Origin of the sequence: Pullulanibacillus sp. KACC 23026, from assembly GCF_029094525.1 — a bacterium.
Classification (GTDB): Bacteria; Bacillota; Bacilli; order Bacillales; family Sporolactobacillaceae; genus KACC-23026.
Window position 1 is genome coordinate 511,841 of the sequence record NZ_CP119107.1, and the last position, 15,473, is coordinate 527,313.

14 protein-coding genes are annotated in these 15,473 nt (G+C 41.8%); 13 read left to right on the plus strand and 1 reads right to left on the minus strand.

Annotated elements, in window-relative coordinates; all coding sequences use genetic code 11:
- The first annotated feature begins 69 nt into the window (after nucleotides 1–69).
- From PU629_RS02290 to PU629_RS02305, 4 genes are all read left to right on the plus strand, one after another.
- On the plus strand, nucleotides 70–1,191 hold the full coding sequence (locus PU629_RS02290) for a glycerate kinase (RefSeq protein WP_275282655.1): 1,122 nt from the start codon (nucleotides 70–72) through the stop codon (nucleotides 1,189–1,191).
- An 82-nt stretch (nucleotides 1,192–1,273) separates the two neighbouring features.
- Nucleotides 1,274–2,335, plus strand: a complete 1,062-nt coding sequence (locus PU629_RS02295; protein WP_275282656.1) for a tartrate dehydrogenase — start codon at nucleotides 1,274–1,276, stop codon at nucleotides 2,333–2,335.
- Between the two features lie 497 nt (nucleotides 2,336–2,832).
- Nucleotides 2,833–4,170, plus strand: coding sequence for a 2-hydroxycarboxylate transporter family protein (locus tag PU629_RS02300; protein WP_275282657.1), 1,338 nt, complete (start codon nucleotides 2,833–2,835; stop codon nucleotides 4,168–4,170).
- Between the two features lie 158 nt (nucleotides 4,171–4,328).
- Nucleotides 4,329–5,513: a mandelate racemase/muconate lactonizing enzyme family protein gene (locus PU629_RS02305; RefSeq protein ID WP_275282658.1), complete on the plus strand. Its 1,185-nt coding sequence runs from the start codon at nucleotides 4,329–4,331 to the stop codon at nucleotides 5,511–5,513.
- Nucleotides 5,514–6,299: 786 nt separating this feature from the next.
- On the opposite strand, the gene PU629_RS02310 is transcribed toward PU629_RS02305, so the two are convergent.
- Nucleotides 6,300–7,019 carry a YqcI/YcgG family protein gene (locus PU629_RS02310; protein WP_275282659.1) on the minus strand — a complete coding sequence of 240 codons (720 nt, stop codon included), beginning with the start codon at nucleotides 7,017–7,019 and terminating at the stop codon, nucleotides 6,300–6,302.
- Nucleotides 7,020–7,480: 461 nt separating this feature from the next.
- Here PU629_RS02310 and PU629_RS02315 point away from each other — a divergent pair, with 461 nt between their 5' ends.
- The 9 genes from PU629_RS02315 (at nucleotide 7,481) to PU629_RS02355 (ending at nucleotide 15,449) form a co-directional block, all read left to right on the plus strand.
- Nucleotides 7,481–7,924, plus strand: a complete 444-nt coding sequence (locus PU629_RS02315) for a MerR family transcriptional regulator (RefSeq protein WP_275282660.1) — start codon at nucleotides 7,481–7,483, stop codon at nucleotides 7,922–7,924.
- 202 nt (nucleotides 7,925–8,126) lie between these two features.
- A complete protein-coding gene (locus PU629_RS02320) occupies nucleotides 8,127–9,350 on the plus strand; it encodes an MFS transporter (protein WP_275282661.1) in 1,224 nt (407 codons plus the stop codon).
- 25 nt (nucleotides 9,351–9,375) lie between these two features.
- Complete coding sequence (locus PU629_RS02325) at nucleotides 9,376–9,501, plus strand: hypothetical protein (protein WP_275282662.1); 126 nt, start codon at nucleotides 9,376–9,378, stop codon at nucleotides 9,499–9,501.
- Complete coding sequence (locus PU629_RS02330; protein WP_275284336.1) at nucleotides 9,452–9,556, plus strand: CBS domain-containing protein; 105 nt, start codon at nucleotides 9,452–9,454, stop codon at nucleotides 9,554–9,556. The genes PU629_RS02325 and PU629_RS02330 overlap by 50 nt, the downstream gene beginning before the upstream one ends.
- A 223-nt stretch (nucleotides 9,557–9,779) precedes the next feature.
- Complete coding sequence (locus PU629_RS02335) at nucleotides 9,780–11,324, plus strand: spore germination protein (protein ID WP_275282663.1); 1,545 nt, start codon at nucleotides 9,780–9,782, stop codon at nucleotides 11,322–11,324.
- 17 nt (nucleotides 11,325–11,341) lie between these two features.
- Nucleotides 11,342–12,433: a GerAB/ArcD/ProY family transporter gene (locus tag PU629_RS02340; protein ID WP_275282664.1), complete on the plus strand. Its 1,092-nt coding sequence runs from the start codon at nucleotides 11,342–11,344 to the stop codon at nucleotides 12,431–12,433.
- Nucleotides 12,430–13,515, plus strand: a complete 1,086-nt coding sequence (locus PU629_RS02345; protein WP_275282665.1) for a Ger(x)C family spore germination protein — start codon at nucleotides 12,430–12,432, stop codon at nucleotides 13,513–13,515. The genes PU629_RS02340 and PU629_RS02345 overlap by 4 nt, the downstream gene beginning before the upstream one ends.
- 239 nt (nucleotides 13,516–13,754) lie before the next feature.
- On the plus strand, nucleotides 13,755–14,276 hold the full coding sequence (locus tag PU629_RS02350; protein ID WP_275282666.1) for a CcdC protein domain-containing protein: 522 nt from the start codon (nucleotides 13,755–13,757) through the stop codon (nucleotides 14,274–14,276).
- A 33-nt stretch (nucleotides 14,277–14,309) separates the two neighbouring features.
- On the plus strand, nucleotides 14,310–15,449 hold the full coding sequence (locus PU629_RS02355; RefSeq protein WP_275282667.1) for a sensor histidine kinase: 1,140 nt from the start codon (nucleotides 14,310–14,312) through the stop codon (nucleotides 15,447–15,449).
- Nucleotides 15,450–15,473 lie beyond the last annotated feature (24 nt).

The following is a 15,473-nucleotide window of genomic DNA, read 5'->3' on the forward strand; positions in this document are numbered from 1 at the left end:
CGACTAATTACATGTTTTAATAAGAGTAGAACCATTTTAATTATACGGCAAACAAAGAAGGTTGATAAAGTGAATATCGTGATTTCTCCTGATTCCTTTAAGGGATCCTTATCTGCTTTAAAAGTAGGCGACACAATCGGTCAAGCGCTGAAAGAAAAGCATCCAGATTGGCAGTTTGACATTTTGCCAATGGCGGATGGGGGAGAGGGAACCGTCGATGCGCTCCTTTTTGCGACGAATGGGACCAAAGTGGAGCTTGAAGTGACAGGGCCTTTTGGAACAAAAATAACTTCTTATTATGGCGTTTTAGGAGATAACAAGACCGTTGTGATGGAGATTGCCAATACAGCCGGGCTCGTCTTGGTCGGTGAAGAAAGAGATCCGCTGAAAACAACCAGCTTTGGCCTTGGGGAATTAATTGGCCATGCGCTAAAAGAAGGCTACCGTGATTTTATTATTGGTTTAGGTGGAAGCGCTACCAATGATGGCGGTATGGGGTTGCTTCAGGCCTTGGGGATCACTTTTTTTAATCAAGAAGGGGAAGTGCTTTCGCCATGCGGTGCCTCACTTAATGATGTTTATGAAATTGATAGCTCTGGTCTAGAGCCCCGATTGAAAGAGGCCTTCTTCACGATTGCTTGTGATGTGGAGAATAGACTTTGCGGCGAGCAGGGGGCAACTTACATCTATGGCCCCCAAAAAGGATTAAAACCAGAACAACTAAAAGCAACCGACCGATCAATGAACAACTATGCCAATCTCGTTGAAGCAAAGTTGGAAAAAAAGGTTCAAGACATTCCAGGAGCCGGCGCGGCAGGCGGTCTAGGCTTTGCCTTTCTCATACTGGGAGCCGAATTGAAGTCAGGCGCCGCAATCGTTGCGGATGTACTAGGACTAGAAGAAAAGATCGAACACGCCGACTGGATCATTACAGGTGAAGGAAAAAGTGATGCCCAAACCTTATTTGGAAAAGTCCCCTACTATGTCGCCAAACTCGCCAAGACATACGACAAAAAAACAATTCTCATTTCAGGAAGCTTAGGAGATGGCCACGAAAAGCTCTATGATTGTTTTTTTAGCTGCCATTCCATCGTTTCAAAACCAATGAGCCTAGACGAAGCCATGGAACAGGCCGAACCACTCCTGTACGACGCCGCCCTGAATATCGGTAGTTATTTGAGGTTGACCTAGCAAAGTTCAATCGTAACAAGAAAAAGTAAACATTTTTTAGAAGGCGTGATTATCTAAAAAATGGAGAGCGGAGGATGATTCGATGAAACAGTTAAGCATTGCAACAATACCTGGAGATGGAATAGGAAATGAAGTAGTACCAGCAGCCATTGAAGTATTGGAGGCGCTGTCTGACATTCATGGTGGATTAAAATTTAAGTTTACTCATTTCCCGTATAATTGTCATTACTATTTAGAGCATGGTGTGATGATGCCAGAGGATGGACTTGAACAATTAAAGAATTTTGATGCCATTTTTCTCGGAGCAGTTGGGAACGCGAAATTGGTACCGGATCATATTTCCCTATGGGGACTATTAATAAAACTCCGTCGTGAATTTGAACAAGTCATTAATATACGTCCTGCAAAATTACTGAGTGGCGTTCAGTCCCCCTTGGTCAATCCAAAGGACTTCGATTTGATTGTTGTAAGGGAGAACAGCGAGGGGGAGTACAGTTCGGTAGGAGGAAGGATTTATAAAGATGAGGAAGAACTAGCCATTCAAAACAGTATCTTCTCAAGACGAGGGACGGAAAGAGCTATGCGCTATGCCTTTGAGCTAGCGAAGAAACGCAGGAATCACGTGACAAGTGCGACTAAATCCAATGGGATCTATTATTCCATGCCGTTTTGGGATGAAGTATTTAAAGATGTCGCAAAGGATTATCCAGAGGTGGCAACCGATTCCCAGCACATTGACGCACTAGCCGCCTTCTTTGTGACTCACCCGGATAAATTTGATGTGGTGGTGGCGAGTAATTTGTTTGGTGACGTGTTGACCGATTTAGGAGCAGCCATCATGGGCAGTGTAGGAATTGCTCCAGCGGCTAACATTAATGTGAATGGAAAATATCCTTCTATGTTTGAACCCGTTCATGGCTCCGCCCCTGATATTGTGGGCAAGGGTATTGCCAATCCATTAGGACAGATTTGGACAGCTAAGATGATGTTAGATCATTTTAATGAAGAGGAAATAGGCCATGTATTATTGGATGTTATTGAAAGCGTAACCCGAAATGGACTATTAACCCCGGATATAGGCGGCAACTATACAACGAAAGAAGTCACTGATGAAATCATTAAGAGATTAAAAGCCAGGGCTTGAAAAGAGGATTCAAATAAAACAGACGTGTACTAGGTAAAGATCGTTTAACCCAGAAGGTGAGTGCCCAAGTGTTCAAATTAAAAGAAAAAGCAGGTTCCCACAGAAAGTGAGCTTTTCGGATCGATTTACAAGAGGCTGGGGCAAAACGAAACTAACTGACTTAAATTCCGAACACTAAATGTTTATAAGGACAGAAACAAATAGGAAGCGTAGTCAAAATATGTAGACGCCTGCGGGAACAGCACGTGTCCGAAGACCCCGCAAGCAAGCATTTTCCTTGTTGAGGAGGCTTGGGCTGTGCCCGAGGAAAACGACGTATTTTGACTAGCGTTTCATAAATGACTTAATTAATAAATGAAAAACCGAACCCATCACGTTAAAAGGTGTGAATAAGTTAGGCTTTTTCTATTCGTCAACTACTTCTGTCTCAGCCACTTTGGAAATAAATGAAAGCGCTTGCTAAAATTTGACAAATATGAAGATGAGGAGTGGATCAATTGAGCCAGACACAAGAAGTGCCAGTTAAAAGTAGCGGCCCGACCCCAGTATGGAAGATGAAAATTGCAGGAATTAATGCCCCCATTTATTTAGGTATCGTCATTGTTGTTTTGATTGGTGTTTATATGCAAATCCTCCCGCAAAACATGGCCAGCGGGATCATCGTGTCCATGACCTTAGGGATTACACTTAGGTGGATTGGCGACCACATACCTATATTCAATACATTTGGAGGCGGCCCCATTTTATGTATCCTTATTCCGGCATTATTCATTTTCTGGGGAATCTTACCCGAAAGTGTCGGGAAGTTAACAGACAGCTTCTACAATGATATTGGTTTTTCTGATTTTGCCGTTACCGGAATTATAGTCGGAAGCATTCTAAGTATGGATCGCAGAATGTTAATGAAAAGTGGAATTCGATTTTTAATACCTCTTTTAGGCGGGGTTATCTTTGCATTAGGTCTGGGAGGACTTGTTGGCCAACTCTTGGGTTTTGGTTTTAAACAAACGCTCTTCTTCGTAGTCGGTCCTGTTATGGGCGGCGGGATGGCCGCGGGCGCTGTGCCGATGTCGCAAATCTTTGCAGCAAGCAGTGGAATGAGTGCAGGAGAGGTTTTAGCTAAGATTGCACCAGCGGTTATTGTCGGAAATATGCTTTGCATTTTAGCTGCCGGCATATTAAATGGACTTGGAAAGAGAAACAAAAAATATAAGAGTTTTACAGGAAACGGAGAAATGCTTAGGGTAAAAGGCGGAAAAGGCATTAACTTAAATGAAAAGGGAGATTCGTTGCCATTTTCGATGAATAGTTTAATTACCGGTCTTTTCTTCTCAATGGCCATTTATGTATTCGGTCAAATCCTAGGTAAATTGATTCCCGGGCTTCATCCTTACGTGTGGATTATTTTGGCCGCAGCCGCACTAAAAATCTTTAACCTTCTACCTTCTTCCATCGAGAAAAGTGCCGAGCATTGGTATAACTTTATAACAGCTGCCTGGGTACCGGCCATTCTAGTGGCAATCAGTGCGGGTATGGTCGATTTCCATAGTGTTATACAAATCGTCACGAATCCAAGTTATATTACTTTAACGATATTTACTATTATAGTAGCGGTGTTTGCCTCCGGTTTTATCGGTGTGTTAGTAGGCTTCTACTTCGTTGAGTCATCCATATCGGCAGGTCTTGGCATGGCTGACATGGGCGGTTCTGGGGATGTCGCTGTACTGAGTGCTGCGGAAAGAATGGAACTGATGCCTTATTTGCAAATCTCTTCACGTATCGGCGGAGCCATTATGCTGCTCATACTGTCCTTGCTGTCTTCATTCTGGATGTGACGTAATTATTTAAAGGCTAGAGGTGATCAAGGCAACGCTGATTTTCTTGGATACATGGATTAAATAGTGAATAGGCAAACCCGCATTTCGGGAGTAGAAAACAGATGTTTTTTGGAATTCAATATGCCATTATAAAAAAAGATTAAGGGTGAGGTTGCATGAAAATTACGGATATTGAAGTTATACCGGCGAATCGTTTCTTATATGTAAAGGTAGTGACAGATGAGGGGATAACGGGAATTGGCGAGTCAGGGGCCTGGGGGTTCTTAGACGCATCGGCAGAAGTCGTTAATTCCTTTAAAACCTATTTAGTTGGTAAAGATCCATTACAGATTGAACACCATTGGCAATATATGTATCGCTGTTTCCATTTTAGAGGTGCTGCCATAATGGGAGCTATTAGTGCGATTGATATAGCTTTATGGGATATTGCAGGTAAATGGTTCAATGTTCCTACCTATGTTTTATTAGGCGGGAAAGTAAGAGATAAAGTCAGAACCTACTATCATGTAATAGGTGATACAACGGAAGAACTTGTGAACAGTTGCCTAAAAGCAAAGGAACTTGGATTTACGGCTGTCGGACATTTATCTCCCTTTCTCGATGAATCAAGAGAGAAGCCTTATTTTGTTCCATATGCCAAAATGTTGAATGAAGCGGTAGACAGAGTTAGACAGATTAGAGAAGCCGTAGGAGATGATGTGGACCTTTGCTTAGAACTGCATAGAAGAATGAAGCCGGGAGAGGCCATTGCTTTCGCTCATGCCGTCGAGAAGTATCATCCTTTCTTCCTGGAAGACCCCATCACTCCAGATAACTTTGATTCCATGGCTCTCATCGCTGACAAAACCAATGTCCCTATTGCAACAGGCGAGCGCATTCATACGATTCAAGAATTTGAAATGCTTTTATCAAGAAATGCAATGGCTTATGCCAGAACAAGTGTCTGCCTGTGCGGTGGTATAACAGGTACAAAAAAGATTGCCGCAATAGCAGAAGCTCATGGGGTGCCAATCGTTCCCCATAACCCATTAAGCCCCGTGAGTACCGCAGCTTGTCTGCAAATCGCGGCGTCAGTAGAAAATCTAGTCATACAAGAACTTCCAGATCACGAAACAGTCTCGGCAACGGAACGTTTTACAAGTACCGATATACTAAAGGAAAACTTTAGACAAAGTGATTTAGTTACATGGGTACCAAAAGCAGTAGAAGGTTTTATCGATATTCCAGACAGGGTAGGCATAGGTACGGATTTAGTAGAAGGAATTCAAACGCTTTACCCTTATCAAAGAAGAGAAATCAATACAAGGCTTCATTTAGATGGATCCGTAGTAGACCAGTAAAATATAGCTTATCGGACATCTTGATACGAAAGAAAAATATAAAAACAGTGAAGCTCGGCATTGGAACAGACCAATGCCGAGCTTCACTGTTTTTAAAGATAGCCTAAAAAAACTTTACCGAACCTTTATCCGGAAGCCAGAAAGTTGAATACGCGCACCCTCAATTTGAGTGAAATCTGAGAAGGTCGGGGGGGGATCCGAGAAGGTCGGGGGGGGAATCTGAGAAGGTCAGGGGGAAATCTAAGAAGGGTGCGCCAAAATCCTAAAAGGTCGATAAAAAATCTAAGAAGGTCGACCAAAAAGCCCAGAACATCGCTCAAAAATGCCAGAAGGTTGAATGTGCGCACGCTCAATTTGAGAGAGATCCAAGAAGCTTGTCCAAAAATCCTAAAAGGTCGATAAAAAATCTAAGAAGGTCGACCAAAAATCCTAGAACATCGCTCAAAAATGCCAGAAGGTCGAATGTGCGTGCGCTCTATTTGAAAAGATCCGAGAAGCTTGTCTAAAAATCCCAAAAGGTCAATAAAAAATCCAAGAAGGTCGACCAAAAATCCTAGAACATCGCTCAAAAATGCCAGAAGGTTGAATGTGCGCACTCTCAATTTGAGAGAGATCCGAGAAGGTCAAGCTAAAATCCCAAAAGGTTGGGCTCAAATCCCAAAAGGTTGAGCCCAAATCATAGAACGTTGACCCAAAATGCCAGAAGGACAAATCCTCGCCATGTAATATAAGGGAAATCCGAAAAAGTGTATAAAGCACGCGTCACGGCAGGGTATCAGACGGCTTTTACAAGCGATGAAATGGGCATTTGGATAAAGTTGTCTCATCATCTCTTAGAAAATATTGCTTCCATTCATAATTGTCTTCTCTGCCATAGGTATTCAGATTAGGGTGAATGGGAGCTGTGTCGTAATTAGTAAGTCGTTTTCGGATATTGGATTTGATCTTGGCTGCTCGATTCTGTGATGAGTAGAAGTCAACAAGCACAGACCTTGGTGTAATCGCCAGCATCAAATAAGGAAATTGTCTGCTTTGACGGTTTTTATGAGCTGGTGTCCCGCAATAGACGAAGTACTGCTCATTGTGAAAGCAGAATTCCCATAACGTGTTGGCAGGGTCGGTAGGAATAGTCTTAGGCCAATCGAATTTATCTAGATGGCTGACTTGAGTAAGGTGTTCCCAGAAAATCTGCTCGTAGTCTTCAACCATTTTCGATTCTAATTGGTGATCCTTGTAAAATAAAATCAGGGATGTATAGCTTCCCAAGTCTCTATATTGTTTGGAATACGCTTCTAGAGCATTGGCAAGCTCTGAAACAGTTTCTGGGTCCCATGGCTCGGGTAAGAAGCCGTACCTAAACTGGTCAAGCTGATAACCTATGGTGGCAGGGATACAAGGGAATGGGTGATGCCTGTCTCTCATTTTTTCGGAAAATTTTCGGGCAGCATCCTTCTTCCACGATTCAAGATTTGATTGGAGTAGGGATTCCATTGTGAATAAGCGCATAGGGGGCCTCCTTTCTACCATTAAGGTATTCGCCCATAGAAGCTGGGTGCAAGGTTTAGTGTAAAATCCTTTTTAAATGAAAAAAATAGGGATGCCTTCTTGATGGATCCACAGAACATGTAAGTTCCCGCTATACACTTGGTGATTTCTCCCTTATATGTCTTTAAGGGCGAATGGGGCCAATTATGTCTGGCTAATTATAGAAAGAATTAACCTTTACGTAAAATCCGCAATTTTTCTCGATAATGTTTTTTTGGAAGAGGGGAGGATTTTAGTGTAAGCGTATAATGAAAACAGTTTCTTTTTAAAGGTTGGAAGAAAGACCTTTTGTTGACTTGTCAGAGCCGTGGTTTAGGACTATAATTAAAAAGTTGACGTTGACGTTATATTTTTAAAAGCTATATAAGTGACCAATAGACGTGTGTCAAGCTTTTGTATAACAGTTAGGGTGGAGGCACGCTATGGAAGAGAATTTTAAGATTGATGATGTGGCCAAGCAGAGCGGTTTAAGTAAACGGACGATCCGTTATTATGAAGAAATTGGTTTGTTGAAAGCACCGCCGCGAAGTAAAGGCGGCACTCGGATCTATTCACAAGAACATATTGACGCACTAGAGAAGGTCACCACTTTTAAAGAGGTTCTAGGTTTTTCACTTCAAGAGCTTCAACATTTTCTTGGGCTAAGAGAAACCTTTGAGCGCGAGAAGGAAAGGTATCGAAGAACCAAGGATCCAATAGGTCAAAAAGAGAAGCTGAGTGGAATTATCAACGCTCTAGATGAACAGATTCAAGTGATCGATGAAAAGATGAAGAAGCTGCTAAGTGTCCAAAATGACCTCATTGCTCTTAGAGAAAGGGCACGTGCTCAAATAGAAAAACTGGAACATGAAAATCCATCTGATTAGATAAATGGTTTTACGAAAAGGGCAAGGCCAGCTTGAAACCCCTAAATCACTCGGGCCGCTTCAAGGTTTGCGGCAGTACTTAGGAAAACGGTAAGGCACGCCCTTGCAGGAAAACTGTTCGCTCGTTTTTTATCTGGTCTTGGACATCGTGACTGATCAGGTGCATGCAGCTTTTTAAAGATAAAGAGGAGATGAGGAACCAATGGCTATTCAAAGCCAATATGAGCTATCAACTCAAAAAGAAGGTCAACCTATTGCGGTTTGGGCTGTCTTTTTTGCATCAATTATTGCCTTTATGGGATTAGGGTTGGTTGACCCGATTTTGCCAGCTATTTCACAACAACTTCATGCAACACCGAGCCAAGTGACCTTGCTCTTTACCAGCTATAATGCGGTAATGGCGGTTGCTATGCTTATTACAGGGGCTATTTCATCACGTATAGGCATTAAAATGACCTTGTTATGTGGTGTTGTCGTGATTGCGATTTTTTCCGCTGCGGGTGGTCTATCCAATAATATTTGGGCGATTGTCGGTTTTCGCGGCGGTTGGGGATTAGGAAATGCGCTCTTTGTCGCAACGGCACTTACAGCCATCGTTACTCTGTCTAAGGGTGGAACTGGAAAAGCGGTTGTTTTATATGAAGCGGCAGTAGGACTGGGAATTTCAGTTGGTCCGCTTCTTGGGGGAGAATTAGGGGCCATCACTTGGAGAGGGCCATTTCTAGGAGTCGCTGCTTTAATGGTGCTTGGATTTATTTTATTGGCGACCTTAATGCCTGGCCATAGAAAATTAAATGCTGGGAAACCCGCAAGTGAGAGAAAATCAACATCGCTGCTTGATCCATTCCGAGCGCTTAAACACCGCCCGATTGTGGTATTTGGTATTGCAGCTTGTCTTTATAACTTTGGATTCTTTACTTTGCTTGCCTATGCACCGTTTGTAATGGGACTTGATGCCCATGGATTGGGTTATGTCTTTATTGGCTGGGGCGTGTTGCTCGCCGTGACGTCTGTTTTTACGGCACCTAAGCTGCAACAGCGCTTTGGTACGATCACATCCATGTGTTTAATGCTCTTCTTGTTTGCTGTATTGTTGATTTCAATGGGGATCTGGACGAATACCCAGTGGTGGTTAATTGTCGCAGTTATCCTCGCCGGTGCGTTACTTGGTAACAACAATACATTGATTACGACAGCTGTTATGAATGCAGCGCCCATTGAGCGTTCAACAGCCTCAGCGGCTTACAGCTTTCTGCGCTTCTTAGGCGGAGCTGTGGCACCATTTCTTGCAGGTAAGCTTGCCGAGTGGTACTCACCGCATGTTCCGTTTATTGTCGGCGGGTGTTTTGTTCTCATTTCAGTTATCTTTGTTCTTTCAAACCGTCAACATGTTTCTCATGTTGACACAGTAGAGGCAGGCCATTAATCATTAAAAATGAGGGGGCTTCCAAATGAAAGTCAAAGAATTTATGATAACAGATGTTCATACCGTGAGCGAACCTGCGATGGTAAGAGATAGTCATCCGTATCCTATCCAAACACCATTTAAAAAAACTCCCAGTTCTAGACGAAGATAAGAAAGTAATCGGAGTCATCAGCAGAGGAGACATAATTAAAACCTCACCAACCTAATCATCGAAAACGAATAAACACCCAAAAACACGAGCCTCCCCACGGACGCTCGTGTTTTTTTTGAAACGCAGGGACGGTTCTCCCGTTTCATTCAAAAATGAAACGGGAGAACCGTCCCTGCGTTTTGTTTTATGCATAATTCTAATTTCGAACATCCATATTATAAAGAAAATCAGCTTTTAAATTTTGGTAAACATTGATTTTTTAGGCAGGATGAGTGGGAATGAGACGACTGAGAAAGATGGGCAAATTGAAACAATCACCACCTGGAAAGTTAGGCCAAGAACAGTCAATCCAAAAAGATTCCATTCAAGAAGAGGAATCCCGAGAAGAAGAGGCAAACCAAAAAGACTATTTCGGGAAACTTAGAAATTCAAGTGATTTTGTTTTAGTGGAGCATGGGAATTATCGCATCTACTACATCAAGCCGTTGATTAAGGCCGAGGTGGTCCAAAGATCCATTCTCCCCTTTTTGCCAGAGGGAAATGGGCTTCAGTTAGAAGAGATTAAACAAAAGCTCCCTATTGAAAAAAAACTTATCACTTCTGTTCCAAAAGATGTTCAGGACAGCTTATTACATGGGTTTATTGCCATCGAGTTACTCCACAAGAGTGAGAAGTTATTGCTGCTTGAAGCGATCGAGTCCAAAGCCAGACAAGTGACGATACCTGAAGTGGAATATAGTGTTGTCGGGCCAAAAGAGGCATTTGTAGAAGCGCTGGAAGTTAATTTGAATTTAATTCGGAAACGGATTCCTCTCCCCACACTAGTTGTGAAAAGCCTGAATGTTGGGCATGTTTCAAAAAGCCAAGTCGCTGTTTTATATATTGAAGGCATTGCCAATAAAGAAAATGTGAATACCGTTATTCAACGCTTAAAGGATATCGATTTTGATTTTATCGCAGACAGCTCATTTCTGACCCAAATGATTTCAGATAATAGTAATACACCTTTTCCTTTATTAATTGATACCGAAAGACCAGACCGAGTGGCGGCGGTTCTAAATGAAGGGAAAGTGGCGATCTTAGTGGATGGCTCACCGGAAGCGATTTATGGCCCGACGACCTTAGTCGAATTTTTCTCTTCATTCGAAGATTATTTCTTATCTTGGCCGATTGCTTCGTTCTTTCGATTAGTCCGTTTGTTTTCCGTTCTATTTTCTATTTTTATCACGCCATTGTATGTGAGTGTCATGACCTTTCATTATGAACTGGTACCAAGGGATTTGCTCAGTCCATTAATCACCTCCCGGCTTGTGGTTCCCTTTCCGCCCGTCTTAGAGACCTTAATCTTGGAGGTCACTATTGAACTTCTGAGAGAAGCAGGGGCTCGCTTGCCTAGTAAGGTCGGTCAGACAATTGGTATCGTTGGTGGTTTAGTCATTGGAACAGCCTCTGTAGAAGCAGGCTTGACCAGTAATGTCTTGCTCATCCTAGTTGCCTTAGCCGCACTGGCGTCTTTTATTACACCGGTCTATAGAATGAGCAACACGATCCGTTTATTGCGGTTTCCGCTAATTATTCTGGCAAGTCAATGGGGAATTATAGGGGTAACGCTGGGCTTTGTTATCATGGTCATCCATTTAATAAAATTGAAATCAATAGGTCGTCCATATTTAGAGCCAATATTTCCGCCGAGAGTCCAAGATCTGAAAGACTCCTTTATCAGATTGCCTTATTCAAAGCAAAAATTAAGACCTGTTCTAATGCAATCTGAGCGTACAAACCGAATGAAGCAAGGAACAGAATATAAGGATATCGATGAATAACCTTGGTGGGGGATCTTATGGGAACGGAAATTAAAAAAATAAATAAGATATCACCTTCACTGGTTTTTTACCTTATTCACTCCATGCAAATCGGGGTCAGTATCTTAACCTTTGAAAGCAGTCTAGCCAAAGCCGTCGAACAGGATGCCTGGGCGGTTGTTCTTGTATCAGGATTACTCATCCATGTGATCATCTACTTAATGTATAAGCTATTGAGCTACAAAGAAACAAGTCTTATTGCCATCCACACAGGGCTTTTCAAACCATTTATTGGAAACGGTTTGACGCTCATTTTTCTATTGTACTATTTGGGAATAGGTATTCTTGTTATCCGCATCTATATTGAGATCGTCCAAGTTTGGGTGTTTCCTGAGTGGAAGACCTGGTCGTTTGGATTGATTTTTGTCCTTCTTATTTATTCCATTATATCAGGAGGGTTTCGTTCGGTTGTAGGGATGGCCTTTTTTGGTGTCATCATTCCGATTTATTTAATATTTACCTTGTTTTTGCCGATTCACTATGCCCATTACACCCGGTATCTTCCCATTATGAATCACACCATGGGAGAGATGTTTAACGGAGTTTTTCAAGCTATCCCGCTGTTTATCGGAATTTCTACCTTATTATTTTATTATCCCTTTATAAATGAACCAAGGAAATCGCAAAAATGGGCGCATATGGGAAATCTGTTTTCCACCGTACTCTATTTGGCGGTGACACTCATTACAACCGCTTATTATGGAAGTGAACAATTAAAGAGATTGATTTACCCCTCTTTAGGAGTGTGGAAAATTGTTGAGCTTCCCTTTGCTGAACGGTTTGAATTTATTGGGGTGGCATCCTGGTTATTTGTCATTATACCGAACTGTTGTGTCCCAATTTGGTGTATCGGTTATAGTTTTAAGCAAATGTTTAAAATGCAGCACCGCGTTACACTCGTCTTGGTCCTTCTCGTTATTTATCCGGCAGTCATCCTGTTAAAAACACATACGCAAATCGAAATGTTCTCCTCTTGGGTCACGCGTTTTGGGATGGGGATTCTTTTCGGCTATGTGCCGTTTTTGACCGTTATACAAGTTTTAAAAAACAAATGGGGTAAGAAAGCATGAAAAAGCTAAGAACCTGGGAAATTTTAATTGGGCTGCTTCTTGTTGCACTTTCCTTTATGGGAGGAACCGTTCCTAAACAGATTATTGATGATGTGCGACTGGCGACAGCAGTGGGGTATGATTATAAAGACCCAAACAATTTCGTCGGAACGCTTGAGGCACCCGTTTTTAATCCCGATCTGACGTTAACTCAAGAAGTCTACAGCGATGTCGCACCCATCTCAAAAATGAATCGCAGAGAAATTAATGCTGAATCGCCTTATGTGGTGGTGAGCGGAAAGCTGCAGGCTGTTCTCTTTAATATCCCTTTAGCAAAACAAGGAATTATGAGCCGGATCGATACATTAAATAGGGATCCTTCCATTGGTGAGCGGATCTATTTAGCCATTGTTGATGGGAGCTCTAAGGAGTTATTAAGCAAGCAATATGAACAAAACCTAGATGATGGGACGTATCTTGCCGAATTAATGGAACAGAACAGCGAACAATCCTTCTTGCCTACAACCAATCTGCATGAGTTTTCGGTTTCCTATTATACAGAGGGGGTGGATGCCTGCTTGCCTCTATTGAAAGTCGTAGGAAATAAAATTCAGATTAAAGGCGTTGCCTACTTCAATAATGATAAATATAAGGGTTTTGTAAATAACAATGAGGCCATTTACTTAAAAATGCTGAAACAAAATTTTAAGAGCGGTTCTTTAATGGCTCGAAAATCAGGTTCCAAGACAATGATCAACATGGAAAATATAAAATCTTCAAGGAAATTTAAGGTAACCTATAAAAATGGACTGCCCCATGTGACCATTACAATCACGATTAGGGGAATTGTCACCGAAAGCTACAAATCAAACGGTATCAGCAATCAAGAAATTGAAGACATATTTGAGAAGAAAATTAAGCGGGTAAGCCGACAATTAATAAGCCGCTTTAAAAAAGAACACTCGGATCCAATAGAAATCGGTTATCAGGTTCGAATCCGAGACCGCAACTGGGACTATGAAAAATGGAAAAGTGAATATAAAGACGTCCCCGTAAAAGTAAAGGCACATGTCCAAATCATTGAAAAAGGTTTAAAGACATAGGGGGTCAAGGGTAAATTTGGTGGGGACAGATCTCTTCGACAGGGGTCTGTCCCCATCGATTCGTTATTTGGAATTTGTGGCAACCTCTAAAGGGTCAAAAGTCGTTTAGACTCTCTTCTCTATCCAGAGATAGAGTAGGTTTATCAAATTTCTAACCAATGGTAGATGATTTATGACTGGATTCAAGATAGTATAGTGTTATAACACGGTCATTAAATGATCGACATTGGAGGAAAAGGATGACTCATTCTTATTCGTATATTATAATCATTGCTTTAATTGCTTGGAGTATTTATAGGCGTGTCCGCCGAAATATAGGGTGGCAGCTTTTGTATCGAGGTAATTTGGTCTTTAGAATCATTTTATTTACTGTTGTTGGCCTGCTGTTTTTTGCTGAGGGAGTCGTCCATCCCATCAGTTTAATCTCTAATATTGCCGGGATTTTGGTTGGGTGCATCCTTGCTTATTATGGGATAACCTTAACTAAGCTTGAACAACGAGAAGGACGCGTCTATTACCTTCCAAACATCTGGATCGGCAGTATAGTCACAGTAATCTTTCTTGCTCGTTTTATCTATCGCTTTTACGGCCTATTTTCGAGCGGTGTTATGTCTGGACAATCAAGTAACATGCAAAATATGGGAATGACGATGGGGAATTCTTGGACGTCAGGTCTTATGTTAATCATGTTTGCTTATTATATTATTTATTATGTGGTTTTAATGAAAAAAGAGAAGCGGCTTGAGAAAGCAGTGGATTAAATCGTTTGTCGAGTTGAATGAGGGTGTTTAGACGTGGAGTACCAAAAAAGAAGAAGAGCCCTTTTATCCGCTTCAAGCATCCTGTTTGTCATGGCAGTGGACCAATTATTTATTGGGCCACCTCTGAAAATACTTCTAAGTGCGTTGATTTGGTTAACGTATGCAGGGCTTCTGTTCATTCGAAACAAATCGTGGACAAAAAAAGAATTAGTCCTTGCAGCCTCCCTTCTCGTTCTGGAAACCGCAGCGGGGCTCTATTGGTTCCATGAGATTCAATTGATCTACTTTCTCGCCATCATTCTTTTCATGGCTTCTGTCCAATTATCCAACCCTAAATCTCTTATTCCCTTGATGGCGGCTTTATTTATGGCCGCCTTGCTTTATCTTCATTTTGGTAGAGGCGATTTATTTAACCTGTTATCCTTTCTCTTTTTTTCCATCATCCTCTATGTATCGATCCGAATGAGAAGGCAAAGGAATGAGATGCATGAGTTAAATAAGCAGCAGCTGAACAAGTTGCAGGAAGCCTATGAACAGCTTCAAGAAGCTTCTGTTACCTCCATGCAGTACGCGGTTTTAGAAGAGAGGACACGCATTGCAAGAGAGATTCATGATGCGGTTGGGCATAGCCTGACTTCTTTGATCGTTCAAATGCAAGCGTTAAAATATATGATAAAAAAAGATACAGAGGAAGCAGCGAAGTCATTAGAAGAAATGCTAGTAGTTGCAAGGCACGGATTGAGTGATATTCGGACATCGGTCCACTCTCTTGCTGAAGATCAAATGATTTCTGGGGTCATGCCATTAAAAGCCTTGCTTTCAAGAATGGAAACATCTGCATCGATCGCCTCTCATTTTCATTCTGAGCTGAGTGACGAGGATTTGACGATGAATCAAAGTGTCATCTTGTTTAAGATCCTGCAGGAATCGATTACCAATATCATTCGCCACTCCGAAGCAACACGAGTCGAGGTCACTTTGATAAAAGAAAATGGGAACATAGTCTTATGCATTAGCGATAATGGATTGATCCGCTCAAACAGGACGTTTAAAGAAGGCTTTGGAATAAGAGGGATGAGGGCAAGGCTTGAAGAAAGAGGCGGAAAGCTGCATTATTCCATTTTGGAGCCAAATGGATTCAAATTGTGTGCGGAAATTCCAGAGGATTTATAAAAAGTTAAGACAGAGGAGGGATTA

Bases quoted from the DNA above. Each gene is read 5' to 3' on its own strand.
- PU629_RS02295 (WP_275282656.1), top strand. From the start codon at position 1,274: ATGAAACAGTTAAGCATTGCAACAATACCTGGAGATGGAATAGGAAAT.
- PU629_RS02305 (WP_275282658.1), top strand. From the start codon at position 4,329: ATGAAAATTACGGATATTGAAGTTATACCGGCGAATCGTTTCTTATAT.
- PU629_RS02310 (WP_275282659.1), bottom strand. From the start codon at position 7,019: ATGCGCTTATTCACAATGGAATCCCTACTCCAATCAAATCTTGAATCG.
- PU629_RS02315 (WP_275282660.1), top strand. From the start codon at position 7,481: ATGGAAGAGAATTTTAAGATTGATGATGTGGCCAAGCAGAGCGGTTTA.
- PU629_RS02320 (WP_275282661.1), top strand. From the start codon at position 8,127: ATGGCTATTCAAAGCCAATATGAGCTATCAACTCAAAAAGAAGGTCAA.
- PU629_RS02325 (WP_275282662.1), top strand. From the start codon at position 9,376: ATGAAAGTCAAAGAATTTATGATAACAGATGTTCATACCGTGAGCGAA.
- PU629_RS02335 (WP_275282663.1), top strand. From the start codon at position 9,780: ATGAGACGACTGAGAAAGATGGGCAAATTGAAACAATCACCACCTGGA.
- PU629_RS02340 (WP_275282664.1), top strand. From the start codon at position 11,342: ATGGGAACGGAAATTAAAAAAATAAATAAGATATCACCTTCACTGGTT.
- PU629_RS02345 (WP_275282665.1), top strand. From the start codon at position 12,430: ATGAAAAAGCTAAGAACCTGGGAAATTTTAATTGGGCTGCTTCTTGTT.
- PU629_RS02350 (WP_275282666.1), top strand. From the start codon at position 13,755: ATGACTCATTCTTATTCGTATATTATAATCATTGCTTTAATTGCTTGG.